Below are 24,084 nucleotides of genomic sequence, written 5' to 3' on the forward strand. Positions count from 1 at the left end.
GAATATTATATCAGGTGAACTGAGCTGGCAGTCACAGCAGGAAACGCTGGTACTGCAAGGTGAATTAGACCGCGAAACCCTGTTGCCTCTGTGGCAACAGCGAGAAACTTTGTTGGCAGGCAAAACACATATTGATGTCAGCCAATTACAGCGTGTCGACTCATCCGGCCTGGCACTGCTGGTTCATTTTCGTGAGCTGCGCAGCAAGCAGGGAGTCTCACTCACCATTACCGGTGTCAGTGATCGACTGTCAACCTTGATAGAGCTGTATAATCTTCGGCAAATCATTCCGGTGGAAACAGTTGCCTCAATGAAAACAGCCAACATATAGCCATTGGATTTAAGCCGGCTCTCTTTTGTGTCGTTTATTGCCAAAGCAAAAGACTAAGTTTTTAAAAAGCTAAAGTTTTCAAGCCCCTGTGCGTAATAGCAAAACAGGGGCTTTTCTTTAGTTTCAGAGAAAGCCGTATTCCACTAATATGTGAAGCTGATTACTATCCTCTTAAAATAGAATGAATCTTATGGATACCAACGAAATTAAAGATGTGCTGATGCAAGCATTAGCATTACAAGAAGCGCATGTTACCGGTGACGGCAGCCACTTTCAGGTGATTGCTGTGGGTGAGCTATTCGCTGATATGAGCCGGGTGAAAAAACAGCAAGCTGTGTATGCGCCTTTGATGGAATATATCGCTGATAACCGCATTCATGCCTTATCCATTAAGGCCTATACGCCACAAGAGTGGCAGCGGGATCGCAAACTAAACGGCTTTTAATGCTGTTGGCTCCAGAATTGTCTTCAGGCCCGTTTTTAGCGGGTTGATAGGCAGTTACGAAGGCGGGCAGTGAATTCGAATTGACAACAGAGAGTGGTCACAATGGATAAGTTTCGTGTGCAGGGGCGGACTCGCCTGAGCGGTGAAGTCACTATTTCCGGAGCGAAAAACGCCGCATTGCCTATATTGTTCGCGGCGTTGTTGGCCGAAGAACCGGTAGAGTTGCAAAATGTCCCACAGCTAAAAGACATTGATACCACGATTAAATTGCTTAGCCAATTAGGCACTAAAATTGAGCGTGATGCTTCAGGCTCTGTTTTTGTTGATGCCAGCGGTGTGCATGAATTTTGTGCGCCTTATGACTTGGTGAAAACCATGCGTGCTTCTATTTGGGCTTTGGGGCCGCTGGTTGCTCGTTTTGGTAAAGGGCAAGTCTCTTTACCGGGCGGCTGTGCTATCGGCGCACGTCCGGTTGATTTGCACATCACGGGTTTGGAACAGCTGGGTGCAGAAATCAAGCTGGAAGAAGGCTACGTTAAAGCTTCCGTTAATGGTCGTCTGAAAGCTGCGCATATCGTGATGGATAAAGTCAGTGTTGGCGCAACAGTGACCATTATGAGTGCGGCAACTTTGGCTGAAGGTACCACGGTAATTGAAAACGCCGCTCGTGAGCCAGAAATTGTCGATACAGCTAACTTCCTGAACACTCTGGGTGCCAAAATCACCGGCGCCGGGACTGACCGTATTACCATCGAGGGGGTTGCCCGCTTAGGTGGTGGTGTCTATCGTGTGCTGCCTGACCGTATTGAAACCGGTACTTTCCTGGTTGCTGCGGCGATTTCTGGCGGTAAAGTGGTGTGTCGTCAGACTCGCCCAGATACGCTGGATGCTGTACTGGCTAAGCTGCGCGAAGCAGGTGCGGATATAGAAATCGGTGAAGATTGGATCAGTCTGGATATGCATGGCCAGCGTCCTAAAGCTGTCACCCTGCGCACCGCACCGCACCCTGGTTTCCCGACCGATATGCAGGCGCAATTCAGCTTATTGAATTTGGTGGCTGAAGGCACCGGTGTTATCACTGAAACTATCTTTGAAAACCGCTTTATGCATGTGCCAGAGCTGATTCGTATGGGCGCACACGCAGAAATCGAGAGCAATACCGTGATTTGCTATGGTGTTGAGCAGTTGTCTGGTGCTCAGGTGATGGCAACTGATCTGCGAGCTTCTGCCAGTTTGGTATTAGCTGGCTGTATCGCTGACGGGGTAACTATTGTTGACCGTATTTATCACATCGATCGTGGTTATGAACGTATCGAAGATAAACTGCGTGCGTTAGGTGCTAAAATTGAGCGTGTAAAAGGCGAATAACCGCCCCTTACTCATGATTTTGGTGTGTAACTCGCTGAATATGTAAAAAATGCCAGCCGATATGTTCGAGCTGGCATTTTTTATGTTGGTAGTGAAAGTATTTTTAACCGTGAATTTATCACTCAGCAAAACAGCGCGGTTACTGTGCGGGCTGCTGACCAAGAACTTCATTTTGATCTAATTCGGTAATAGTAATTTGTGCAGTGATTTGCTGACCATTGCGCAGTAACAGCACCGGAATCGTAGTTCCTGGGCGAATTTCTGCCACTTGGTCCATGGTTTCTATCACAGATGTCGCAGGCTTGTTATTCACACTGAGAATAATGTCACCCACTTGCAAATCAGCATGCGCGGCTGGACCGTTGGGGGATATTTTATTCACTTTAATGCCATGAATTCGATCACCACCATTGCCGCTAGCATTGAATGGTGGATATTCCTCACCGGTAATACCGATATAGCCACGAATGACTCGCCCATCACGAATCAGCTTTTCCATCACTTTGGTGGCAAGTGCGGTCGGAATAGCAAAACCAATACCTTCCGGTGTTTCACCGTTGCTGCTTTTATCAAAGGATAACGTGTTAATCCCCATCAGCTCACCCAAGGTGTTTACCAATGCGCCACCAGAGTTACCTTGGTTGATTGAGGCATCGGTCTGGAGGAAGTTTTGCCGCCCGGAATCACTCAAACCAATACGCCCAGTGGCACTGATAATCCCCTGAGTCACGGTTTGCCCGAGGTTGTAAGGGTTGCCGATTGCCAGAACAACGTCGCCAATATGGGGGGTACGATTAATATTGATGGGAATGACTGGTAGATTAACTGCATCGATTTTCAACACCGCTAAATCAGTCAAATTATCCGAGCCGACCAGCAATGCTTCAGAGATGCGGCCATTTTGTAATGCCACAATGATCTGTTCAGCATTATTGATAACGTGCTTGTTCGTCAGGATATAGCCCTTATCACTCATGATTACGCCAGAACCCAATGTTCGAATGGCTAACCCTTCCTGATTGGGACTTAGGCTACGGTTGTAGACGTTAACAACCGCCGGAGCCGCCCTGCGCACCGCCTGATTGTAACTGGCAGGAGTCTCTTCATCGACACTATTGGCGTTGCCGGAAAAAAAGTGACCCGGGCTACGGAGCATAGGCATGGCGACCAGCAAAATACCGGCGACAATTAGCCCCAAAATAATAGAACGCAATAGCTTAAGAAACATGAAGTTTAAGGCATGAATGAATAGATAACGCGAGGATAGCATGAGTTTGGCGGACACAGCATTGTGCTGTGTCCGATTTTTCTGCAAATTAGCGGATTAACAGGTAAATATTCTCTTCACCGCGCACAATATTCAGCGCAATCACGGCAGGTTTAGCTTCGATAGCTTTACGCAGCTCCGCGATATCCTGCACTCGTACCCGGTTTACGGCGATAATCACATCGTCTTTCTGTAAGCCAGATTGTGCAGCAGGTGAGCCTTTTGTCACGCTCTCAACTTTAACCCCTTTACTGCCACCTTTGATTTCGCCATTGCTCAGGGACGCGCCCTGCAATGATGGCGACAAAGTATCAGCGCTGGTTGAAGTTGGGCTGCTGTTCTCTAGCGTTACAGTGACTTCAAGTGGCTTGCCATCACGGAGTAAGCCAACTTTAATCGCTTTACCCGGACCGGTAGTCCCGACTTTGGCGCGCAATTCAGCAAAGCTGCTGATAGCTTTACCATCGACGGAAACCAGCACGTCGCCAGCTTTAATACCTGCTTTAGATGCTGCTGATTTTGGCAATACTTCGCTGACAAAAGCACCACGTTGGGCATCAATATTAAAGGCTTTCGCCATATCCGCAGTCATTTCACTACCACGGATACCCAGCAGACCGCGTTTCACTTCACCAAACTCAATCAACTGCTGGCTAAGGTTTTGCGCCATATTACTTGGAATGGCGAAGCCGATACCGATGTTGCCGCCACCCGGGGCCAGAATTGCAGTATTAATCCCGATTAATTCGCCATTCAGGTTAACCAAAGCACCACCAGAGTTACCCCGGTTGATGGAGGCATCGGTCTGGATAAAGTTCTCTAACCCTTCCAGATTCAGGCCACTGCGCCCCAGTGCTGAAATAATACCGGAGGTGGCGGTTTGTCCCAGACCAAATGGGTTACCTACGGCAACAGCAAAATCGCCGACCCGCAGGTTATCTGAGTCTGCCATTTTGATAGCGGTCAGATTTTTGGCATCGGTCAGCTGTAATAACGCGATATCGGTTTGTTCATCACGACCAAGCAATTTGGCATCATATTCACGGCCATCATTGAGCTGAACACGAATTTTATCTGCGTTATTGATAACGTGATTGTTCGTCAGCACATAACCTTTTTCGGCGTTAATAATGACGCCAGAACCCAAACCTTCAAACGGACGGTTGCTCTCTTTGCCGGTTGGTGCATTCGGGCCAAAGAAGAATTTGAACTCTTCCGGCAAGCGTTGCTGCTGGGCTTGAGTACCAGAGACGTGAACGCTGACAACCGCAGGCAAGACTTTTTCCAGCATCGGAGCCAAGCTAGGGACTGATTGCCCGGCCACGGCTGTAGGCAGCGCTGCTGCGTTCACCATAGGAACAGATGCGAGACCTAAGCCGACACTCATTGCCAGCGCACTAAGAAATAATGACTTTTTCTTCATTGATTTAAACTCTCTCAATACCTAACGGTGAATGAATAGGGTGAATGGCTGTTACAGGCCCGTTGTAAATTCAGACTCTGAATTAGCTGAAAAATTCACTTATTTCAAAAGGCTACTGCTGTTCTAAAAATAAGCATCCTAAGATATCGCTTGATATAAGGGCCGCGATAAAGCAATTCAAGGAGAGGTAAGTATAGAAGTGTAAATGTGCTGAGCACGATAGAGCGTCGCTCTACCGTAGTCAGCATGATAGGTATGTGTTTAGTCGCGAGTCTGATGCTCCGGGCGCAACAAACCGGATGCCCCTTCAGAATAGTCCCGAGGTGGCATTTTAACCGGCGCTTGATCATTATCCGCTTCAGATTCAGACAGACGGTAGCGGAACGGGTTATCCTGCAACGGCAAGTCCGGCAGTAAGTTATTAGAGCTCTTCGCCATATGCTGATAAAGCTGACGATAGTCGCGAGCCATGTTATCCAACAACTCAGCACTGCGGGCAAAATGCCCAACCAGTTCCTGGCGATACTCTTCCAGATCTGCTTTGCTCTTCTCCAGCTCATTTTGCAGCACTTGCTGCTGACGCAATTTGCGGTTGCCAAAGCGCATAGCTACCGCGCCAATCACAACACCAACAACCAACCCAATAAGCGCATACTCCCAGGTCATGATGACTCCTTTTTTGACTTCATTGTTCAGCAGGACTTTTTCACTTAATAATACCCACTATAACCGTTAACCTTGTCCGAGTGGAATCCTGATACAACTTTGCCTATGGTTATCAGGCTTTTTCCGCAATATCAGAGTCGGTAAATGCTGCGATTGTCCGATAAATCAGCAAGAAAGCGCAGCCAAAAGTAGATAACTATTTTATCAGGGATTGTTGATAAACATGCAACCTAGTTCACCTATAGCACTTTACCAGCAGGCACTTGATGCCGGCGACTACCAACCCGATGATGTGCAGCGTCGTACCGTAGCGCGGCTGGACACTCTTTATCAAGAGTTGAATCAACGCCAGAATACGCCACCGGCCAGCGCTGGTCTGCGCGGGCGTTTGGGGCGTTTGTTGGGGCGTCCGGCACCACGAGTGTCAATACGACCGGCCCAGGGCTTATATATGTGGGGGGGAGTTGGGCGCGGTAAAACCTGGCTGATGGATATGTTTTTCCACAGCTTGCCGGGTGAGCGCAAACTTCGTCTGCACTTTCATCGCTTTATGTTGCGGGTACAGCAAGAGTTGATGGCGTTGCAAGGTCATGAAGATCCATTAGAAATTATTGCTGATGGCTTCAAGGAACAGACCGATGTGCTGTGTTTTGATGAATTCTTTGTTTCAGACATCACTGACGCCATGCTGCTGGCAACATTGCTGGAAGCACTCTTTGCCCGCGGTATCACATTGGTAGCCACATCCAACATCCCGCCGGATGATTTGTACCATAACGGTTTGCAGCGAGCTCGCTTCCTACCCGCCATTGCGCTGATTAAGCAATATTGTGATGTGATGAATGTTGATGCCGGAATCGACTACCGCTTACGCACCTTAACTCAGGCCAATCTTTATCTGACACCGTTAAGTCCGCAAACTGAGCATGCCATGGAGGAGATCTTCGTCAAACTGGCGGGTAAAGAGGGGGAACAGGCTCCGGTGCTGGAGGTTAATCACCGCCCCTTGCCAGCTATTTGCTCGGCACAGGGGGTTCTGGCGGTTGATTTCCATACGCTATGTGAAGAGGCACGCAGCCAACTGGATTATATTGCGCTCTCCAAGCTCTATCACACGGTATTGCTGCACAATGTTCACCGGATGGCGACAAAAGATGAGAATACTGCGCGGCGTTTTCTGGCATTAGTCGATGAGTTTTATGAGCGGCGGGTAAAACTGATTATTGCTGCTGAAACATCAATGTTTGAGATTTATTGCGGTGAGCGCCTTAAATTTGAATATCAGCGCTGTTTATCGCGACTACAAGAGATGCAGAGCGAAGAATATCTGTCTTTACCGCATTTGCCGTAAGGATATCTGCACTGCTGTTATTCACTTTTTACCTGCTAAAATGCTACTCTGTTGTGGGCGATCGTCCTTCGCCCTTACTTAACATGTTTAATTTATACCTTTCTCGTCAAAAACAGTTCGATCTTTAACGTCGACTTCTCTATAATCTTGCGACCCCACGTTACAACAAAGTTTTTTTTTCCCAAAAACTTTGATAGTGCCAGCATTGGCTATTCGAAGGGGTAGGTTTGCTGGACTGATGGTCGTGTGAGCCTCAACTGTTTTTGAACGTTTGGGTGTTCACCAACGTGTAACTTATTAATTGGGTAAGCTTTTATAATGAAAACTTTCACAGCTAAACCAGAAACTGTAAAACGCGACTGGTATGTTGTTGACGCGAATGGTAAGACCTTGGGTCGCCTCGCTACTGAACTGGCTAGTCGCCTACGCGGCAAGCATAAAGCGGAATACACCCCGCACGTTGATACTGGTGATTACATCATCGTTCTGAACGCAGAAAAAGTTGCCGTAACCGGTAACAAGCGTACAGACAAGATTTATTACCGTCACACCGGTCACATCGGTGGTATCAAACAAGCGACCTTTGAAGAGATGATTGCCCGCAGTCCTGAGCGTGTGATTGAAATCGCGGTTAAAGGCATGCTGCCGAAGGGTCCGCTGGGCCGTGCAATGTATCGTAAACTTAAAGTTTACGCTGGTACTGAGCACAATCATGCGGCGCAGCAACCGCAAGTTCTGGACATTTAATCGGGATTATGGCAATGGCTGAAAATCAATACTACGGCACTGGTCGCCGCAAAAGTTCTGCTGCACGCGTTTTTCTTAAGCCGGGTAGCGGTAAAATCGTTATTAACCAACGTAGCCTCGAAGTTTACTTCGGTCGTGAAACTGCCCGCATGGTAGTTAACCAACCGTTGGAACTGGTAGACATGGTTACCAAGTTTGACATGTACATCACTGTTAAAGGTGGTGGTATTTCAGGTCAGGCTGGCGCTATCCGTCACGGTATCACCCGTGCACTGATGGAATATGACGAGTCTCTGCGTGGTGAACTGCGTAAAGCTGGCTTCGTAACGCGTGATGCGCGTGAAGTTGAGCGTAAGAAAGTGGGTCTGCGTAAAGCACGTCGTCGTCCACAGTTCTCCAAACGTTAATTTTTTGCCTTTACGGCATCAGATTAATGGTAAAAACCCGGTGTCTCACCGGGTTTTTTTATGCCTGAAAAACAACTTTCCACCATTTTATACACATTATTTTTATCGCTAAACTGTTGTCTGATAGACAATTGATCACGAAATCGCAGCGCCATCCCCACAAAACATGCAAAATCTGGTAAACTATCATCCACTTTTGTGCCTGTTCGGCGAACTGTTGGCGTCCGTGTATCTCCCTGGCTGAATTATTCTCTCGACCAAGGCTTATTTACGGCAACAGCTGTCGAGATTGCGAACCGGCGGTAAAACGACTCAGGATAGCAACGTCATCGTGGGCTATTCGCATTGTTTTCTAGATAATCTTGGAGGTTTTCATGGCTGTCGCTGCCAACAAACGTTCGGTAATGACGCTGTTTTCCGGCCCGACCGACATTTTTAGCCATCAAGTACGTATCGTACTGGCGGAAAAAGGTGTCAGTGTTGAGATTGAGCAGGTTGAAGCTGATAATCTGCCGCAGGACCTGATTGACCTCAATCCTTACCGTACCGTCCCTACTTTGGTTGATCGCGAGCTGACGCTGTATGAATCCCGCATCATCATGGAATACCTGGATGAGCGTTTTCCTCACCCGCCATTGATGCCGGTATACCCTGTTGCTCGTGGTAGCAGCCGTTTGATGATGAACCGCATTGAGCAGGATTGGTACTCTCTGCTACACAAAATCGAGCAAGGCAACGCGCAAGAAGCTGATGCGGCACGTAAGCAGTTGCGTGAAGAGCTGTTGTCTATCGCGCCGGTATTTAACGAAATGCCTTTCTTTATGAGCGAAGAGTTCAGTCTGGTCGATTGCTACCTGGCTCCGCTGTTGTGGCGTTTGCCGGTGTTAGGTATTGAGTTCACTGGCGCGGGTTCTAAAGAGCTGAAAGGCTATATGACCCGTGTGTTTGAACGTGATGCATTCTTGGCTTCTCTGACTGAAGCTGAACGTGAAATGCATCTGAAAACTCGGGGTTAATTGTTATGGAGATGTCTGATATGTCTCCGCGCCGCCCTTATCTGTTGCGCGCATTCTATGAGTGGTTGATTGATAATCAACTGACTCCGCATCTGGTGGTGGATGTTACCCGGCCAGGTGTTTCGGTGCCGATGGAGTTTGCTCGTGATGGGCAAATTGTATTGAATGTGGCACCGCGTGCAGTGGGTAATCTGGAACTGGGTAATGATGGCGTGAGCTTCAATGCCCGTTTTGGTGGAGTTCCCCGTCAGGTTACCGTACCTATGGGTGCGGTGATGGCAATCTATGCGCGCGAGAACGGTTCGGGCACAATGTTTGAGCCTGAAGAAGCTTACGATTCTGATGCTGATGGTAATTTTGTTGGCATAGAAGAGGAAGGTAGCGAAACTGCGTCGACTGAAAGCCTGACATTGGTAACGGATGATACTCAGGCACCAGAGGGCGAAGGTCACTCTCCTGATGATGAGCCGCCGCAACCGCCACGCAGTGGTGGTCGTCCGGCATTACGGGTTGTGAAGTAATCGCCTTCGTTTCGGGCAAAAAACGATATACCCAAAGGGCGGCATTGGCCGCCCTTATCATTTCTACCTAACCTGCCACTCAACCTATCTTTTTCAATTCCGCCAGGCAGCTATCACGCTGGCTCATCATGTCGCTATTTCTAATCGTCGATAAGGTATGGGAAGCGCGTTGCTGGAAGCTAGCTTTAGCGGCACTGTCTTTGGCATCAGCCGGTGCGGTACAAATTTCTGACAGTGTTAATGTCTTACTGTCACTGACTGCTTTGAGTACTGCGGCCGGGTTATAAATCAGCGCGGAAGAGAGAGCTGATTTTACACCCGCGGTGAAGCTCGCATTTCCACCATCGGCCAGTTTAGGGGCCATAGCAATCCAGTTATCATCACCCAGCTTAATATTATTCTCTACTGCGGGTAGTTGCCCGGCCCGAGCCAGCTCGGCGACAACTGCGCGTGCGCCACGCGCTTCAATATTGTAGCCAACTTCTTGATAATTTAGAGACATCGCAAATGTGCTGCCGCTAATAGCCAGCAAGCCGCCGGCCATGAAAAGTAAGTGAGATTTCATAACAGATAATCCTTTCTTTAAAACAAGGCGTAATAAACGTATAGGAAAAATAGCTGTGTGGGGCCAGATAAGCAGGCCCAAAAACATCAGTAAACATAAACTCGGGCTTTACTATAGCGCCTCAGGCATAAAATGCTGCAATTAAGCCGAATTGAGATTGTTACAAAATCTTGAATGGGAGTGGCGATGCGGGGGAAAAAGGTAGTAAAAAGGGCTGGATAGCCAGCCCTTGATTATTTTGCGTCTCTGCTAGAATCTGGTTTTTAGACTTCCAGATAATTCATGATGCCTTCTGCGGCTTTACGGCCTTCAGCAATGGCCGTTACCACTAAATCAGAGCCACGGACAATATCGCCACCGGCAAAGATTTTTGGGTTACTGGTCTGGAAAGCATTATCTGTGCGCTCAGGTGCAACGACACGGCCTTGCTTATCCAGTGCGACGTCGTGAGCCGCTAACCATTCCATGCTGTGTGGACGGAAACCAAACGCCATAACCACTGCATCTGCTGGCAACACATGTTCTGAACCTGGGATCTGTTCAGCCATGCTGCGGCCCTGTGCATCAGGTGCACCCAATTGGGTACGTACCATCTTCACACCACAGACTTTGCCATTACTGTTGACTTCGATGCTCAGCGGTTGCAGGTTGAATTTAAATTCGACCCCTTCCTCACGGGCGTTTTTCACTTCCCGTTTAGAGCCCGGCATGTTGACCTCGTCACGACGGTAAGCACAGACCACATCTGTTGCCCCCTGACGGATTGAGGAGCGCACACAGTCCATTGCAGTATCACCACCACCAAGTACCACCACGCGCTTGCCTTGCATGCTGATATAAGGCTCGTGTGGAGCCGCTTCATAACCCATCAACTGTTTGGTATTGGCAATCAGGAATGGCAGAGCATCGTAGACACCGGATGCATCTTCGTTTTCCAGACCACCACGCATTGATTGGTACGTCCCGACACCGAGGAACACCGCGTCATACTCTTTAAGCAGCGCATCCATTTGGATATCTTTGCCAATTTCAGTATTCAACTGGAATTCAATGCCCATCTCGGAGAAGATTTTACGGCGCTTAATCATCACTTCTTTTTCCAGCTTAAAAGCCGGAATACCAAAGGTCAGTAGGCCACCAATCTCTGGATGACGGTCAAATACCACTGCTTGTACGCCGTTACGGGCTAACACGTCGGCACAGGCCAACCCCGCAGGGCCAGCACCAATGACCGCGACACGTTTACCGGTTGGGTGAACATGAGACATATCAGGTTTCCAGCCCATTTCGATGGCTTTGTCACTGATATAGCGTTCAATGTTACCAATGGTGACGGCACCAAACTCGTCGTTCAGGGTGCAAGACCCTTCACACAGACGGTCTTGCGGGCACACCCGGCCACAAACTTCTGGCAAGCTGTTGGTCTGGTGAGCCAGATCCGCCGCTTCCATAATCCGTCCTTCATTGGCCAGTTTCAGCCAGTTAGGGATGTAGTTATGCACCGGGCATTTCCATTCACAGTAAGGGTTGCCGCAAGACAGACAGCGGTCTGCCTGTGCTTTCGCCTGTGTTTCCGAGAATGGTTCGTAAATTTCAACAAACTCAATTTTACGGATCTTCAGCGGCTTTTTCGGCGGATCTACGCGCTGTAGGTCGATAAACTGATAAACATTCTGACTCATTTCAACCCCTTACTGCGCTTGAACCCGCAGCTCAGCTGCGGAACGGCTACGGTGGCCCAACAGTGCTTTCACATCGCTGGATTTTGGTTTAACCAAAGCAAACTTGGTCACCCACTCTGGCCAGTTAGCCAGAATTTCTTCGCCACGGCTAGAACCTGTCAACTGAACATGCTCAGTGATCAGCCCACGCAGATGCTCTTCATGGATGGCCAGTTGATCAACATCCAAGACCTCTACCAGCTCAGGGTTAACACGTTTACGGAATTCGCCATCTTCATCAAGGACGTAAGCGAAACCACCGGTCATACCGGCACCGAAGTTAATCCCGGTGCGGCCCAATACGCAGACAATCCCGCCAGTCATATATTCACAGCCGTTATCGCCGATACCTTCAACTACCGTGATAGCACCGGAGTTACGTACTGCGAAACGCTCACCGGCACGGCCTGCGGCAAACAATTTACCGCCAGTGGCGCCATACAGGCAGGTGTTGCCGACAATGCTGGCTTCGTGGCTGCGGAAGTTAGACCCTACCGGAGGGCGTACCGCGATGCGGCCACCGGCCATACCTTTGCCGACGTAATCGTTGGCATCACCGGTCAGTGTCAATTCGACACCACCGGCATTCCACACCCCAAAGCTCTGACCGGCAGTCCCGGAGAAGTAAGCTTTGATAGGGTCCGTTGCCATGCCTTGGTCACCATGTTTAGTGGCAATCGCGCCAGATAATGCGGCACCCACTGAGCGGTCGGTGTTGCGAATATCGAAGTAAAACGTCTTGCTGTGTTTGGCTTCAATATGTGGCTCAGCTTGTGCCAGCAACTCTTTGTTCAATAAGCCTTTATCGAACGGAGGGTTACTTTCGGTGCAATGCAACGCTTTACCCGGATGCGGCGTAGCTGTTTTCAGCATTGGCGACAAGTCCAGTTTGTTCTGTTTGGCAGAGATCCCGTCAAGCTCCAGTAGCATGTCAGTACGGCCAATCAAATCAACCAGTTGGCTAACACCCAGCTCAGCCATGATTTCACGAGTTTCACGGGCGATAAACTGGAAGTAGTTCACCACACGCTCAGGTAGGCCGTGATAATGGTCGCGACGCAGTTTTTCATCTTGAGTTGCCACACCGGTAGCACAGTTATTCAGGTGGCAAATACGTAGGTATTTACAACCCAGCGCCACCATAGGGCCAGTGCCAAAACCGAAGCTTTCAGCCCCCAGAATGGCCGCTTTAACAATATCAACGCCAGTTTTCAGGCCACCATCCACTTGCAGGCGGATTTTATGGCGCAGGCCGTTGGCAACCAGTGCTTGTTGCGTTTCAACCAGCCCCAGTTCCCACGGACAACCGGCATATTTCACCGAAGAGAGTGGGCTGGCACCGGTACCGCCGTCATAACCGGCAATGGTAATCAGGTCGGCGTAAGCTTTCGCCACACCGGTGGCGATGGTGCCGACACCTGGCTCAGAAACCAGTTTCACCGAAATCAGCGCCTTCGGGTTAACCTGTTTCAAGTCGAAAATAAGCTGTGCCAAGTCTTCGATTGAGTAAATATCATGGTGTGGCGGCGGGGAAATCAATGTCACACCCGGCACGGAATAGCGCAGTTTGGCAATATACGGCGTGACTTTATCACCCGGTAATTGACCACCTTCGCCGGGCTTCGCACCTTGAGCGACTTTGATCTGGATAACATCGGCGTTCACCAGATACGCTGGCGTGACCCCGAAACGACCAGAAGCAACCTGCTTGATGCGGGAAACCTTATTGGTGCCGTAACGTGCTGGATCTTCGCCACCTTCACCGGAGTTTGAGAACCCACCGAGGCTGTTCATCGCGATCGCTAAGGATTCGTGAGCTTCCGGGCTCAATGCACCAATAGACATAGCGGCGGTATCAAAGCGGGTGAACAGCGATTCCGCTGGCTCGACCTGGTCCACAGGGATCGGCGTGCCTTGAGGTTTAATGGCCAGTAAGTCACGCAGAGTGGCAATCGGGCGCTCATTAACCAGCTTGGCATAGACTTGATAATCACTGTATTCGCCGCTGTGAACCGCAGTTTGCAAGCTGCTGACCACATCTGGGTTATACGCATGGTATTCGCCGTTATGGACAAACTTCAGTAACCCGCCTTGATCCAGTGGCTTACGTTTCAGCCAGGCGCGTTTGGAGAGATTCTGTAAATCCTGTTGGAAATCACTGAAACTCGCCCCACCGATGCGGCTGACAACCCCTTGGAAACAGAGGTTGGACAGGTCACGATGCAGGCCAACGGCTTCAAACAGTTTGGCGCAACGGTACGAGGCCACAGTCGAGATGCCCATTTTGGACATGATCTTGTACAGCCCTTTATTGATACCGTTACGATAGTTCAGCATCACATCGCGATACTTTTTATCAATCGCTTGGCTATCAACTAATTTAGCCAATGATTCATAAGCTAAATAAGGATAAATCGCGGTAGCACCAAAGCCGAGCAATACGGCGAAGTGGTGTGGGTCACGGGCGCTAGCGGTTTCAACAATGATGTTGGCATCGCAACGCAGATTTTTTTCTACCAACCGGGTCTGCACCGCGCCGACAGCCATTGGCGCTGGAACTGGCAGGCGGTTAGGGGCGATAGCACGGTCTGACAGCACCAGCATAACGGCACCATCACGCACTTTGCGCTCAGCTTCGTCACACAGAGCCAGCACCGCCTGCTCCAAATCAATTTCAGCCGGATCAAAAGTCAGATCCAAGCGATCTGCGCGGTAATGTTCCCCTTCCAGCGTGGTTAGCTGTTGGAAGTCAGAGAATAGCAAAATTGGCGATTTAAAGCTCAGACGGTGCGCCTGACCTTCAGCTTCACAGAACACGTTCATTTCGCGGCCAATACTGGTCGCCAGTGACATGACATGCGCTTCACGCAGCGGATCGATTGGCGGGTTGGTCACCTGCGCAAACTGCTGGCGGAAGTAATCGTAAATGATGCGTGGGCCGCTGGAGAGCACGGCGAACGGGGTATCATCGCCCATTGAGCCTGTTGCTTCCTGACCAATTTCACCCAATACGCGGATGACCTGATCCAGCTCTTCACTGCTGTAACCGAACTGTTTCTGATAGGTTTCCAACTGAGAATCATCTAGCTGGCGGCTACCCACCTGATCTTCTGGCAGATCTTCGAACGGCACCAAGCGCTTAACGTTCTTTTCCATCCACTCTTTATAAGGGTGGCGGCTTTTCAAATCGTTATCGGTTTCGGCGGAGTGCAAGATCTTGCCGCTGCGAGTATCAATTACCATCAGTTCACCCGGCCCGACACGGCCTTTTTCTACCACTTCATCGGGCTGGTAATCCCAGATACCGACTTCAGAGGCGCAGGTGATCAGCTTATCTTTGGTGATGACGTAGCGCGCAGGGCGCAAGCCATTACGGTCAAGGTTACAGGCAGCATAACGGCCATCTGACATCACGATCCCGGCCGGGCCATCCCATGGTTCCATATGCATGGAGTTGAAATCAAAGAAGGCGCGCAGGTCGGTGTCCATATCTGGGTTGTTCTGCCAAGCCGGTGGCACTAACAGACGCATGGCACGAATCAGGTCCATACCGCCGCTGAGGAACAGCTCCAGCATGTTATCCAGTGAACTGGAGTCAGAGCCGGTCTCATTGACGAAAGGAGCCGCATCCTGCAAATCGGGGATTAATGGCGTTTTGAATTTGTAAGCACGTGCCCGTGCCCATTGGCGGTTACCGGCGATGGTATTGATTTCGCCGTTATGTGCCAGATAGCGGAACGGTTGAGCCAGTGGCCAGCGTGGCACTGTGTTGGTTGAGAAGCGCTGGTGGAACAGGCAGATTGCCGATTCAAGGCGCAGGTCAGCCAAATCGAGATAAAAGCGTGGCAGATCCGCAGGCATACATAAGCCTTTATAGATCGTAACCAGATTAGAGAAGCTACAAACGTAGAAATCTTGGTCGTTTGCAATCCGCTTCTCGATACGGCGACGCGCCACAAACAGGCGGCGTTCCATATCACGTGGACGCCAGCCAGCAGGGGCGTTCACAAAAATTTGTTCAATCCGAGGCAGGGAGGAGAGGGCGATTTCACCAAGAACATCAGGATTCGTCGGCACTTCACGCCAACCGATGATCGACAGCGTTTCGTTTTGCAGTTCTTCTTCTACAATGCGGCGGCTTGCCTTGGCGAGTTCTTCATCCTGACTGAGAAACATCATGCCTACGGCATAGTTTTTGGCCAAACGCCATCCGCGTTCTTCAGCGACCATCCGGAAAAAGCGATCCGGTTTTTGTAATAGTAGGCCACAACCATCGCCGGTTTTACCATCGGCGAGTATTGCTCCACGGTGCTGCATGCGGGCCAGTGCGTGTATGGCGGTACGCACGACTTTATGGCTTGGTTCGCCTTCTATGTGGGCGATGAGACCAAAACCGCAATTGTCCTTCTCTTGGGATTTATCGTACAACATATCAGTGAACCTCCCCAGGCTCTGCGTGACTCTCACAACCTACTGCGAGGGACAATTCACGGTGACGGGTGGGCTGACAGGCGCGTATTTCGCGGCAAATCTGCTTTTCCGCCCTCCGCCAATGACCTCTCGTGACGGGTCTCACAAGTGGTATATGACTTGTTTTAAGAGGGTGTCTTAAATAACTGCATAATTATGACTAGACGTTTGCCCGTCTAGAAAGCTTCCAGCGGACCTCCAACTTAGCGAGAAAGAATACTCAGGTCAAATATAGGCCTAAGAACTATCTCTAAGCTAATAATGATGGTTATCATTATGAAATATATAATATTATCGTCGTTTTTACCCTCTTGGATACTTCATAGGATAGGCGCTAAAATGTGAGCTGTCTCACTATAGTGCAATCGACAAATCTCTGCACCATGCTAGTGCTGGCGGGGATGTTGGAGTTACATGCTGGGTTTTTTATATTTTTTGGTGTTTAAAACTATTTTTCACTGAATTGTAATAGAAGCGCTAAGAGGTTGGTGGAAATAAGAAAATTTAATCATCGGTCAAGTGATTTTATTTGCATTTATAATGAATGGTTATGCGAAGTTGCACCCAAGGGCATGGGAGTTGATCTCTGTCATCGCGCACAACATCGTTGGCGGGTAGGCTTACCCCTCTTTCTTGAAGCTACAGCGATGTTAGCGGCTTACTTACCCGAATCACTGACTTAAGTCTGCTCAGCGGGATTTACTCGTTTGCTGCTTTGCTGTAACTCCAACTATTTTGGGTAATAAATATTTTTTGACAGGCAGCGATAAGATTATGCAGTTGCAGCAATTAGTCAATATGTTTGGTGCGGATTTACAGCGCCGCTACGGTGAAAAAATTCATAAACTCACGCTACACGGCGGGTTTAGCTGCCCTAACCGTGATGGAACACTGGGGCGCGGCGGTTGTACTTTCTGCCAAGTGGCCTCCTTTGCGGATGAACAGATGCAGCAACAGAGCATTGCTCAGCAGCTTGCTACTCAGGCCAAGAAAACTAATCGGGCCAAACGCTATCTGGCTTACTTTCAGGCCTATACCAGTACTTATGCCGAAGTGAATGCATTGGCGGCAATGTATGAGCAGGCTTTGGCTGAAGCCGACATTGTCGGTTTATGTGTCGGAACCCGGCCAGACTGTGTGCCGGATGCGGTGCTGGATTTACTCAGCAGCTATCATCAGCAAGGTTATGAGGTTTGGCTTGAGCTGGGGCTACAGACCGCGAATGATAAAACCCTCAAACGCATTAATCGTGGTCATGACTTTGCCTGCTATCAACAGACAGCACGTCGCGCGCGCGCCAGAGGCTTGAAAGTCTGCTGCCATTTAATTGTTGGGCTGCCCGGAGAGAATCAGGCGCAGGGCATGGAAACGTTAGAGAAAGTTGTCGCGACCGGTGTCGACGGGCTGAAACTGCATCCATTGCATATCGTAGAAGGCAGTACCATGGCAAAAGCATGGCGGGCCGGGCGTTTACCCGAGCTGGCACTGGAGGAGTATATCGTCACGGCGGGTGAAATGATCCGCCATACGCCCGCCGACATTGTTTACCACCGCATCTCGGCAAGTGCCCGTCGGCCAACATTGCTTGCGCCATTATGGTGCGAAAATAGATGGACTGGCATGAATAAGCTGAATGATTACTTACTCAAATATGGGGTACAGGGTTCTGCTACTGGGGATATCTATCGCTATCAACCTCAATAGGGTCTTATTCCTCTAAAACTAATTGATTTGCAATCTTTTCCACACTTCTTGGTAACTCGCCTTATCTCTTTCCGGTTTTACGGTATGATTTATATCCTTCGTATTTGAAGTTGCAGAGGGTCGCGGCAACGCCAACTACTTTGGGTATATCCGGAAACACAGACAGGGGTTGCTATGAAGCAAATCAGGGTATTAGCCCAGTACTACGTTGATTTAATGGTTAAGTTAGGGCTGGTTCGCTTCTCACTGCTACTGGCATCTGTGCTGGTGTTGCTGGCCATGGTGGTGCAGATGGCGGTGACATTCGTATTGAGTGGCTCGGTTGAAACCCTCGATTTAGTGCGCTCTATTTTCTTCGGCCTGTTGATCACGCCGTGGGCCGTGTATTTCCTGTCGGTGGTGGTTGAGCAGTTGGAAGAGTCGCGCCAGCGCTTGTCGCGCTTGGTTGATAAACTTGAAGTGATGCGCCATCGCGATTTGGAGCTGAATAAGCAACTGACCGAAAATATTGCTCAACTTAATCAAGAAATTGTGGAACGTGAGAAAGCAGAGAAAGCTCATCTGCAAGTGGTCGATAAGCTGAAAGAAGAGATGGGCCACCGTGAACAGGCTCAGGTTGAACTAGGGCAGCAGTCCGCCTTGTTACGATCTTTTTTGGATGCCTCCCCGGATCTGGTCTATTACCGTAACGAAGCCAATGAGTTTTCTGGCTGCAACAGAGCAATGGAATTGCTGACGGGCAAAAGTGAGAAGCAATTGGTTGGGCTAACCCCCAAAGATGTCTATGCGCCGGATATTGCTGAAAAAGTCATGGAAACGGATGAGAAAGTTTTCCGTCATAACGTTTCTCTTACCTATGAGCAGTGGCTGGTTTATCCCGATGGCCGGAAAGCCTGTTTTGAACTGCGCAAAGTGCCATTTTACGATCGCGTCGGTAAGCGGCATGGTCTGATGGGCTTTGGACGCGATATAACCGAGCGTAAACGCTATCAGGACGCGCTAGAGAACGCCAGTAGGGATAAGACCACCTTCATCTCAACAATCAGCCACGAGCTGCGTACGCCGCTTAATGGCATTGTAGGCCTAAGCCGCATCCTGCTTGACACTGAATTAGACAGCGAACAACTGAAATACCTGAAAACCATTCACGTCAGTGCAATCACCCTCGGGAATATTTTTAACGATATCATTGAGATGGATAAGTTGGAGCGCCGTAAAGTTCAACTTGATAATCAGCCAATTGATTTTACAGGCTTTATGGCGGATCTGGAAAACCTCTCTGGCTTGCTGGTACAGCCAAAAGGGCTGAAGTTTATTATGGAGCCCCAGTTGCCCTTGCCGGAGAAGATCATTACTGATGGCACTCGCTTGCGCCAGATTCTGTGGAATTTGATCGGCAACGCGGTGAAATTTACTCAACAGGGCAAAATTGTAGTGCGGGTACGGCGTGAAGGGAGTGACCGCCTGACCTTTGAAGTGGAAGACTCTGGCATGGGGATTCCTGAAGATGAACAGGACAAGATTTTTGCCATGTATTATCAGGTCAAAGACAGTAACGGCGGTCGACCGGCGACCGGGACCGGTATTGGTCTGGCAGTGTCTAAACGTTTGGCCCAAAGCATGGGGGGCGATATCACGGTGAAAAGCACCCAAGGCGCTGGGTCATGCTTTACCCTGACCATCAAGGCGCCAGCCGTGCAGGCGGTTTCTACCACGCCATCAGGCGACGACATGCCACTGCCCGCTCTTCATGTCTTGCTGGTGGAAGATATCGAGCTGAACGTCATTGTTGCGCGCTCGGTACTGGAGAAACTGGGCAATAGTGTTGAGGTGGCGATGAATGGCCACGATGCCCTGGCGATGTTCAAGCCCGATGACTTTGATTTAGTGCTGCTGGATATTCAGTTACCCGATATGAGCGGCTTGGATATCGCCCGCCAGATTCGGGCGAACTATGATAATCAATCACTGCCGCCATTGGTGGCATTGACCGCCAACGTCCTTAAGGACAAAAAAGAATATTTAGATGCTGGGATGGATGACGTGCTGAGCAAGCCGTTGTCTGTGCCTGCGCTCACGGCCATGATTAAGCAATTCTGGGATCAGAAGCCCTCTTCCTCCGCTAAAAAACAGGAATATAAAGTGATGCAAACCCATGAATCGTTACTTGATACTGCGATGCTGGAACAATACATCGATTTGGTTGGCCCACAATTGATTCATCAAAGCCTGGAAATGTTTGAACAAATGATGCCGAGTTATTTGGCGGTGCTGGATTCAAACATGACTGCGCGGGATCAAAAGGGGATTACTGAAGAGGCGCATAAGATTAAAGGGGCCGCGGGTTCTGTTGGCTTACGTCATATCCAGCAGCTTGCACAGCAAATTCAAACACCGACACTGCCAGCATGGTGGGACAACGTGCAAGATTGGGTCGATGAATTAAAATCAGAATGGCGTAATGATGTTCAGGTGTTGCGGGAGTGGGTAGCGGAAGCTGAAAAAAAATAACCCCGACCGAGGCCGGGGTGCGCGAATACTGCGCCAACACCAGGGAAATCGTTAACCTGCGTATTATTTCGATTTCGAATGGATTCGCAGGTTGTAAGGATTCTTCCATACATCATACAGGCAACAACATAGCAAATGTAAGCGCTCTTGTTACAAGATTCATTAAAATTTGTGATAGAGATACGTCTTTGTCACTAGAACAGGTTAAGCGATTGACAGAGTGAGAAAAGGAGAGGTGTGATGAAAACCGTCGGTGTAGTGCTGAGTGGATGCGGTGTTTTTGATGGGGCAGAGATACATGAATCTGTCTTAACAATACTGGCATTAGATCGTGCTGGAGCACGTGTTTTATTCTTCGCACCAGACAAACCGCAACTGCATGTTATTAATCATCTTACTGGTGAAGAATTAACAGAGCAGCGCAATGTTTTAGTGGAGTCTGCGCGCATTACTCGTGGGCAGATAAACCCCCTTTCTTCAGCCAATTCAGAGCAGTTAGATGCCCTTATTGTCCCTGGTGGTTTTGGCGCGGCAAAGAACCTCAGCGATTTCGCAATTAAGGGTTCTGAATGCACGATAGATCCAGATTTAACTAAGCTAACTCAATCAATGCATAAGTCCGGTAAACCAATTGGTTTTATGTGTATTTCTCCAGTGATGCTGCCTAAATTGTTGGGCAAACCTATCCGTCTGACTATTGGTAACGATCCCGATACCATTGATGCGATTGAAGTTATGGGTGGAGAGCATGTAATTTGTCCGGTCGATGATGTAGTGGTTGATGCGGAGAATAAAGTGGTCACAACACCGGCTTACATGTTGGCTGAGTCTATTTCTGAAGCCGCTAAAGGCATTGATAAACTCGTGGCGAAGGTGCTGGATTTAACCGAATGATTTCAGTCAGGCGTGGATTACGTTGGCTTTGGTATTGGGGAAAGCGGGGCGCTCTTGGCATTGTCGCTCTGTGGCTGGCCGGTATTTTAATTTTTGCTTTTTTACCGGTTCCGTTTTCCATGGTTATGCTTGAAAGGCAACTCGGGGCCTGGCTGACAGGTGATTTCTCCTATGTCGCGCATTCTGATTGGGTGCCAATGGATGAAATTTCGCCTTATATGGCACTGGCAGTGATGGCGGCGGAAGATCAAAAGTTCCCGGAGCATTGGGGGTTTGATGTGGGGGCTATCGAGTCGGCGTTATCTCATAATCAGCGTAATCAAAATCGTATTCGCGGTGCATCGACGTTATCGCAACAAACGGCAAAGAATCTTTTTCTTTGGGACGGGCGCAGCTGGATACGTAAAGGGCTGGAAGTGGGATTGACTGCTGGCATTGAGTTGGTCTGGACTAAGCGGCGTATCCTGACGGTTTATCTGAATATTGCCGAGTTTGGTGACGGTATTTTTGGTGTGGAGGCGGCATCTCGCCATTTCTTCAATAAACCAGCCAGCAAATTGACTTCATCAGAAGCGGCTTTATTGGCTGCGGTGCTGCCCAATCCGCATCGTTTCAAGGTTAATGCCCCGTCAAATTATGTTATTTCCCGCCAGCAGTGGATTTTGCGCCAGATGCGTCAGTTGGGTGGAAAGGAGTTCTTACAAGAAAACTCCCTTCTTCATTGAAGTTGCAGGGGGGGTTAGCTGCGCTCTGTCACCCGAATCACTTACTTGAGTAAGCTCATCGGGATTCTTTCACTTGCTGCCTACCTGCAACACCCATGACTTTGGGTATAAGAGTTATTATGAGTTTAAAAAGGGCTTAGATTGCTCTAAGCCCTGAATAAATCTGGTGCTATCTACCTAAACTGGCTGATTTTACGGCCAAATTATTTCACGATAGTAAACGCGGTCGTCACGTGTTTCACACCACTCACTTGGCTGGCTATCTGCGCAGCGGATTGCCCTTCTTGCTGAGTGACCAGTCCCAAGAGGAAGACTTCGCCATTCTCGGTGGTGACTTTCACATTGGAGGATTTAACCGAGTCTGCGGTCAGTAGCTGTGACCGGACTTTGGTGGTGATCCAGGTATCCATTGACGCGGTTGCTAGGTCGACGGGTTTACCCAGACGCATCTCGTTATACACTTCCGTGGCACCATCAACCCCTGCAGCAATTTGCTTGGCGCGGTTAGACAGTTCAGCAGTTGGCGATTGCCCAGTCAGCAAAACTTTCCCTTGATATGCGGTGACCACAAAACGTGTTTGGCTTTTTATCTGCTGATCTTTGCTCAGTGCATTGACGACTCTGGCCTCGAGTGTGCCATCGTCTACCTGAGTGCCAACAGAGCGTGGATCTGTAGCGGATTTAGTGGCGACTGCGGCGCTGCCGACAACGACGGCACCAACACAGCCTTGTAATAGCAGGGCGCTGAATAGCATGGCAAAAATATAACCAACCTTCATTCGTGCTCCTTTAATCGTCCTGATGAGGAAATAGAGTGTTATCAATTAAGTCACACAAGCAATTCACTGTGAGCATGTGTAATTCTTGAACCCGGGCACTACGGTGCGAAGGTATGCGGATTTCGACATCCTGCTGACCTAACAAGCCAGCCAGTTCACCGCCATCGTAGCCAGTCAGGGCGACAATGGTCATATCGCGGGTGACTGCTGCTTCGACCGCTTTAACAATATCACGGCTATTGCCACGAGTGGAAATAGCGAGCAAAACATCGCCCGCATGACCGAGTGCACGTACCTGTTTGGCATAAACTTCATCATGCAAGCGGTCATTGGCAATGGCGGTGAGTACGACATTATCAGCATTCAAAGCAATAGCGGGCAGACTAGGTCGTTCTGTTTCGAAACGGTTTATCATGCTGGCAGCAAAGTGTTGCGCGTTAGCCGCAGAAGTCCCATTACCGCAGCAGAGAATTTTATTGCCGTTGAGCAGTGACTGAACCAATGTCATTGCTGCACGGGATATGGCGTCGGGCAGAGCCTCAGCCGCGGCAATCTGGGTTTGAATACTTTCTGTAAAGCAACCTTTGATTCTATCCAGCACGTTGATTTAACCCACTCAGTAATAACCCGGTATTAAACCGGAGAAAAATCATCAATCCGCATTGAAGGCGTTCGGCAACCATTCTAACTGGCTGCCAGTGATGGCAAAAACATCAAAACGGCACGGTGTTGTGGCAAAACAGGCATCTCGCTGGGCCAGCCAAAGAGCGGCAGCTCGGAGTAACCGTTGCTGCTTGCTATAAGTGACACTGGCGGCAGCACCGCCAAATAGGGCATTGCGCCGAAAGCGAACCTCAACAAACACCCAAGTAGCACCATCGCGCATGATAAGGTCAATTTCACCACTTTGATAGGTGACATTGGCCGCCTGAAATATTAAACCCGCCCGCTCAAGATAATTGCGGGCTTTATTTTCATAATGTGCGCCAGTGTTCCGTTGGTTCATATTTCCTTCGTCCTTGAAGTTGCAGGGGTGTTAGCTACATTCACTCACCCGAATCACTTACCTGAGTAAGCTCATCGGGATATGCTCATTTGCTGCCTACCTGCAACACCAATGACTTTGGAAATGCCCTTCGTGCTTGAAGTCGCAGGGGGGTTAGCTACATTCGC

The 24,084-nt window shown here is 49.4% G+C and carries 21 protein-coding genes; 12 read left to right on the forward strand and 9 right to left on the reverse strand.

Translation table 11 applies throughout. The annotated features are described in order from the left end of the window. Positions 1-7 precede the first annotated feature (7 nt). From mlaB to murA, 3 genes are all read left to right on the forward strand, one after another. Complete coding sequence (gene mlaB / locus N0H69_RS05430) at positions 8-331, forward strand: lipid asymmetry maintenance protein MlaB (protein ID WP_050111003.1); 324 nt, start codon at positions 8-10, stop codon at positions 329-331. Positions 332-521: 190 nt separating this feature from the next. Further along, the gene (gene ibaG / locus N0H69_RS05435) at positions 522-776 is read left to right on the forward strand and encodes a BolA family iron metabolism protein IbaG (protein ID WP_004710915.1); all 255 of its coding nucleotides are present in this window, start codon (positions 522-524) and stop codon (positions 774-776) included. 102 nt (positions 777-878) lie between these two features. Then, a complete protein-coding gene (gene murA / locus N0H69_RS05440) occupies positions 879-2,144 on the forward strand; it encodes a UDP-N-acetylglucosamine 1-carboxyvinyltransferase (RefSeq protein ID WP_050110994.1) in 1,266 nt (421 codons plus the stop codon). 139 nt (positions 2,145-2,283) lie between these two features. Here murA and degS read toward each other — a convergent pair whose 3' ends face one another. The 3 genes from degS to zapG all read right to left on the reverse strand — a co-directional run bounded on the left by degS (position 2,284) and on the right by zapG (position 5,500). After that, positions 2,284-3,372, reverse strand: a complete 1,089-nt coding sequence (gene degS / locus N0H69_RS05445; RefSeq protein WP_050134374.1) for an outer membrane-stress sensor serine endopeptidase DegS — start codon at positions 3,370-3,372, stop codon at positions 2,284-2,286. An 88-nt stretch (positions 3,373-3,460) separates the two neighbouring features. Continuing rightward, complete coding sequence (degQ, locus tag N0H69_RS05450; protein WP_050110993.1) at positions 3,461-4,834, reverse strand: serine endoprotease DegQ; 1,374 nt, start codon at positions 4,832-4,834, stop codon at positions 3,461-3,463. A gap of 261 nt (positions 4,835-5,095) precedes the next feature. Then, on the reverse strand, positions 5,096-5,500 hold the full coding sequence (gene zapG / locus N0H69_RS05455) for a Z-ring associated protein ZapG (protein WP_050110992.1): 405 nt from the start codon (positions 5,498-5,500) through the stop codon (positions 5,096-5,098). A 223-nt stretch (positions 5,501-5,723) separates the two neighbouring features. On the opposite strand from zapG, the gene zapE reads away from it, so the two are divergent. The 5 genes from zapE to sspB all read left to right on the forward strand — a co-directional run bounded on the left by zapE (position 5,724) and on the right by sspB (position 9,542). Next, entirely contained in the window at positions 5,724-6,851 is a 1,128-nt protein-coding gene (gene zapE, locus N0H69_RS05460; RefSeq protein WP_050145797.1) for a cell division protein ZapE, read from the forward strand. A 318-nt stretch (positions 6,852-7,169) separates the two neighbouring features. Continuing rightward, entirely contained in the window at positions 7,170-7,598 is a 429-nt protein-coding gene (rplM, locus tag N0H69_RS05465) for a 50S ribosomal protein L13 (RefSeq protein WP_004710905.1), read from the forward strand. 14 nt (positions 7,599-7,612) lie between these two features. Further along, positions 7,613-8,005, forward strand: coding sequence for a 30S ribosomal protein S9 (gene rpsI / locus N0H69_RS05470; RefSeq protein ID WP_005162424.1), 393 nt, complete (start codon positions 7,613-7,615; stop codon positions 8,003-8,005). Positions 8,006-8,379: 374 nt separating this feature from the next. Then, positions 8,380-9,021, forward strand: a complete 642-nt coding sequence (sspA, locus tag N0H69_RS05475; RefSeq protein WP_004714928.1) for a stringent starvation protein SspA — start codon at positions 8,380-8,382, stop codon at positions 9,019-9,021. Positions 9,022-9,026: 5 nt separating this feature from the next. Next, on the forward strand, positions 9,027-9,542 hold the full coding sequence (sspB, locus tag N0H69_RS05480; protein WP_050110990.1) for a ClpXP protease specificity-enhancing factor: 516 nt from the start codon (positions 9,027-9,029) through the stop codon (positions 9,540-9,542). Between the two features lie 79 nt (positions 9,543-9,621). On the opposite strand, the gene N0H69_RS05485 is transcribed toward sspB, so the two are convergent. The 3 genes from N0H69_RS05485 to gltB all read right to left on the reverse strand — a co-directional run bounded on the left by N0H69_RS05485 (position 9,622) and on the right by gltB (position 16,259). Further along, entirely contained in the window at positions 9,622-10,107 is a 486-nt protein-coding gene (locus tag N0H69_RS05485; RefSeq protein WP_050110989.1) for a hypothetical protein, read from the reverse strand. A gap of 263 nt (positions 10,108-10,370) precedes the next feature. Beyond that, on the reverse strand, positions 10,371-11,789 hold the full coding sequence (locus N0H69_RS05490) for a glutamate synthase small subunit (protein WP_050110988.1): 1,419 nt from the start codon (positions 11,787-11,789) through the stop codon (positions 10,371-10,373). 9 nt (positions 11,790-11,798) lie between these two features. Further along, positions 11,799-16,259 (reverse strand): glutamate synthase large subunit, encoded by a 4,461-nt coding sequence (gene gltB, locus N0H69_RS05495; RefSeq protein WP_050110987.1) that lies wholly within the window; start codon positions 16,257-16,259, stop codon positions 11,799-11,801. A gap of 813 nt (positions 16,260-17,072) precedes the next feature. On the opposite strand from gltB, the gene mnmL reads away from it, so the two are divergent. The 4 genes from mnmL to mtgA all read left to right on the forward strand — a co-directional run bounded on the left by mnmL (position 17,073) and on the right by mtgA (position 22,132). Then, entirely contained in the window at positions 17,073-18,002 is a 930-nt protein-coding gene (gene mnmL / locus N0H69_RS05500) for a tRNA modification radical SAM protein MnmL/YtqA (RefSeq protein ID WP_050110986.1), read from the forward strand. 174 nt (positions 18,003-18,176) lie between these two features. Continuing rightward, a complete protein-coding gene (gene arcB, locus N0H69_RS05505) occupies positions 18,177-20,513 on the forward strand; it encodes an aerobic respiration two-component sensor histidine kinase ArcB (protein ID WP_050110985.1) in 2,337 nt (778 codons plus the stop codon). Positions 20,514-20,753: 240 nt separating this feature from the next. Continuing rightward, positions 20,754-21,407 carry an isoprenoid biosynthesis glyoxalase ElbB gene (gene elbB, locus N0H69_RS05510; RefSeq protein ID WP_050110984.1) on the forward strand — a complete coding sequence of 218 codons (654 nt, stop codon included), beginning with the start codon at positions 20,754-20,756 and terminating at the stop codon, positions 21,405-21,407. Further along, positions 21,404-22,132 carry a monofunctional biosynthetic peptidoglycan transglycosylase gene (mtgA, locus tag N0H69_RS05515; RefSeq protein WP_050123242.1) on the forward strand — a complete coding sequence of 243 codons (729 nt, stop codon included), beginning with the start codon at positions 21,404-21,406 and terminating at the stop codon, positions 22,130-22,132. The genes elbB and mtgA overlap by 4 nt, the downstream gene beginning before the upstream one ends. Before the next feature lie 203 nt (positions 22,133-22,335). Here the strand turns inward: mtgA and dolP are convergent, their stop codons facing one another. Genes dolP through N0H69_RS05530 form a run of 3 tightly spaced genes read right to left on the reverse strand, consistent with a single transcriptional unit; the run spans position 22,336 to position 23,917 of the window. Further along, positions 22,336-22,911 (reverse strand): division/outer membrane stress-associated lipid-binding lipoprotein, encoded by a 576-nt coding sequence (gene dolP / locus N0H69_RS05520; RefSeq protein ID WP_050110982.1) that lies wholly within the window; start codon positions 22,909-22,911, stop codon positions 22,336-22,338. 10 nt (positions 22,912-22,921) lie between these two features. Continuing rightward, positions 22,922-23,512, reverse strand: a complete 591-nt coding sequence (diaA, locus tag N0H69_RS05525) for a DnaA initiator-associating protein DiaA (RefSeq protein WP_004710884.1) — start codon at positions 23,510-23,512, stop codon at positions 22,922-22,924. A gap of 51 nt (positions 23,513-23,563) precedes the next feature. Further along, complete coding sequence (locus N0H69_RS05530) at positions 23,564-23,917, reverse strand: YraN family protein (protein WP_050123243.1); 354 nt, start codon at positions 23,915-23,917, stop codon at positions 23,564-23,566. Positions 23,918-24,084 lie beyond the last annotated feature (167 nt).

Source organism: Yersinia alsatica (assembly GCF_025133195.1).
Classification (GTDB): domain Bacteria; phylum Pseudomonadota; class Gammaproteobacteria; order Enterobacterales; family Enterobacteriaceae; genus Yersinia; species Yersinia alsatica.

Bases quoted from the DNA above. Each gene is read 5' to 3' on its own strand.
- ibaG (WP_004710915.1), top strand. From the start codon at position 522: ATGGATACCAACGAAATTAAAGATGTGCTGATGCAAGCATTAGCATTA.
- murA (WP_050110994.1), top strand. From the start codon at position 879: ATGGATAAGTTTCGTGTGCAGGGGCGGACTCGCCTGAGCGGTGAAGTC.
- degS (WP_050134374.1), bottom strand. From the start codon at position 3,372: ATGTTTCTTAAGCTATTGCGTTCTATTATTTTGGGGCTAATTGTCGCC.
- degQ (WP_050110993.1), bottom strand. From the start codon at position 4,834: ATGAAGAAAAAGTCATTATTTCTTAGTGCGCTGGCAATGAGTGTCGGC.
- zapG (WP_050110992.1), bottom strand. From the start codon at position 5,500: ATGACCTGGGAGTATGCGCTTATTGGGTTGGTTGTTGGTGTTGTGATT.
- zapE (WP_050145797.1), top strand. From the start codon at position 5,724: ATGCAACCTAGTTCACCTATAGCACTTTACCAGCAGGCACTTGATGCC.
- rplM (WP_004710905.1), top strand. From the start codon at position 7,170: ATGAAAACTTTCACAGCTAAACCAGAAACTGTAAAACGCGACTGGTAT.
- rpsI (WP_005162424.1), top strand. From the start codon at position 7,613: ATGGCTGAAAATCAATACTACGGCACTGGTCGCCGCAAAAGTTCTGCT.
- sspA (WP_004714928.1), top strand. From the start codon at position 8,380: ATGGCTGTCGCTGCCAACAAACGTTCGGTAATGACGCTGTTTTCCGGC.
- sspB (WP_050110990.1), top strand. From the start codon at position 9,027: ATGGAGATGTCTGATATGTCTCCGCGCCGCCCTTATCTGTTGCGCGCA.
- N0H69_RS05485 (WP_050110989.1), bottom strand. From the start codon at position 10,107: ATGAAATCTCACTTACTTTTCATGGCCGGCGGCTTGCTGGCTATTAGC.
- N0H69_RS05490 (WP_050110988.1), bottom strand. From the start codon at position 11,789: ATGAGTCAGAATGTTTATCAGTTTATCGACCTACAGCGCGTAGATCCG.
- gltB (WP_050110987.1), bottom strand. From the start codon at position 16,259: ATGTTGTACGATAAATCCCAAGAGAAGGACAATTGCGGTTTTGGTCTC.
- mnmL (WP_050110986.1), top strand. From the start codon at position 17,073: ATGCAGTTGCAGCAATTAGTCAATATGTTTGGTGCGGATTTACAGCGC.
- arcB (WP_050110985.1), top strand. From the start codon at position 18,177: ATGAAGCAAATCAGGGTATTAGCCCAGTACTACGTTGATTTAATGGTT.
- elbB (WP_050110984.1), top strand. From the start codon at position 20,754: ATGAAAACCGTCGGTGTAGTGCTGAGTGGATGCGGTGTTTTTGATGGG.
- mtgA (WP_050123242.1), top strand. From the start codon at position 21,404: ATGATTTCAGTCAGGCGTGGATTACGTTGGCTTTGGTATTGGGGAAAG.
- dolP (WP_050110982.1), bottom strand. From the start codon at position 22,911: ATGAAGGTTGGTTATATTTTTGCCATGCTATTCAGCGCCCTGCTATTA.
- N0H69_RS05530 (WP_050123243.1), bottom strand. From the start codon at position 23,917: ATGAACCAACGGAACACTGGCGCACATTATGAAAATAAAGCCCGCAAT.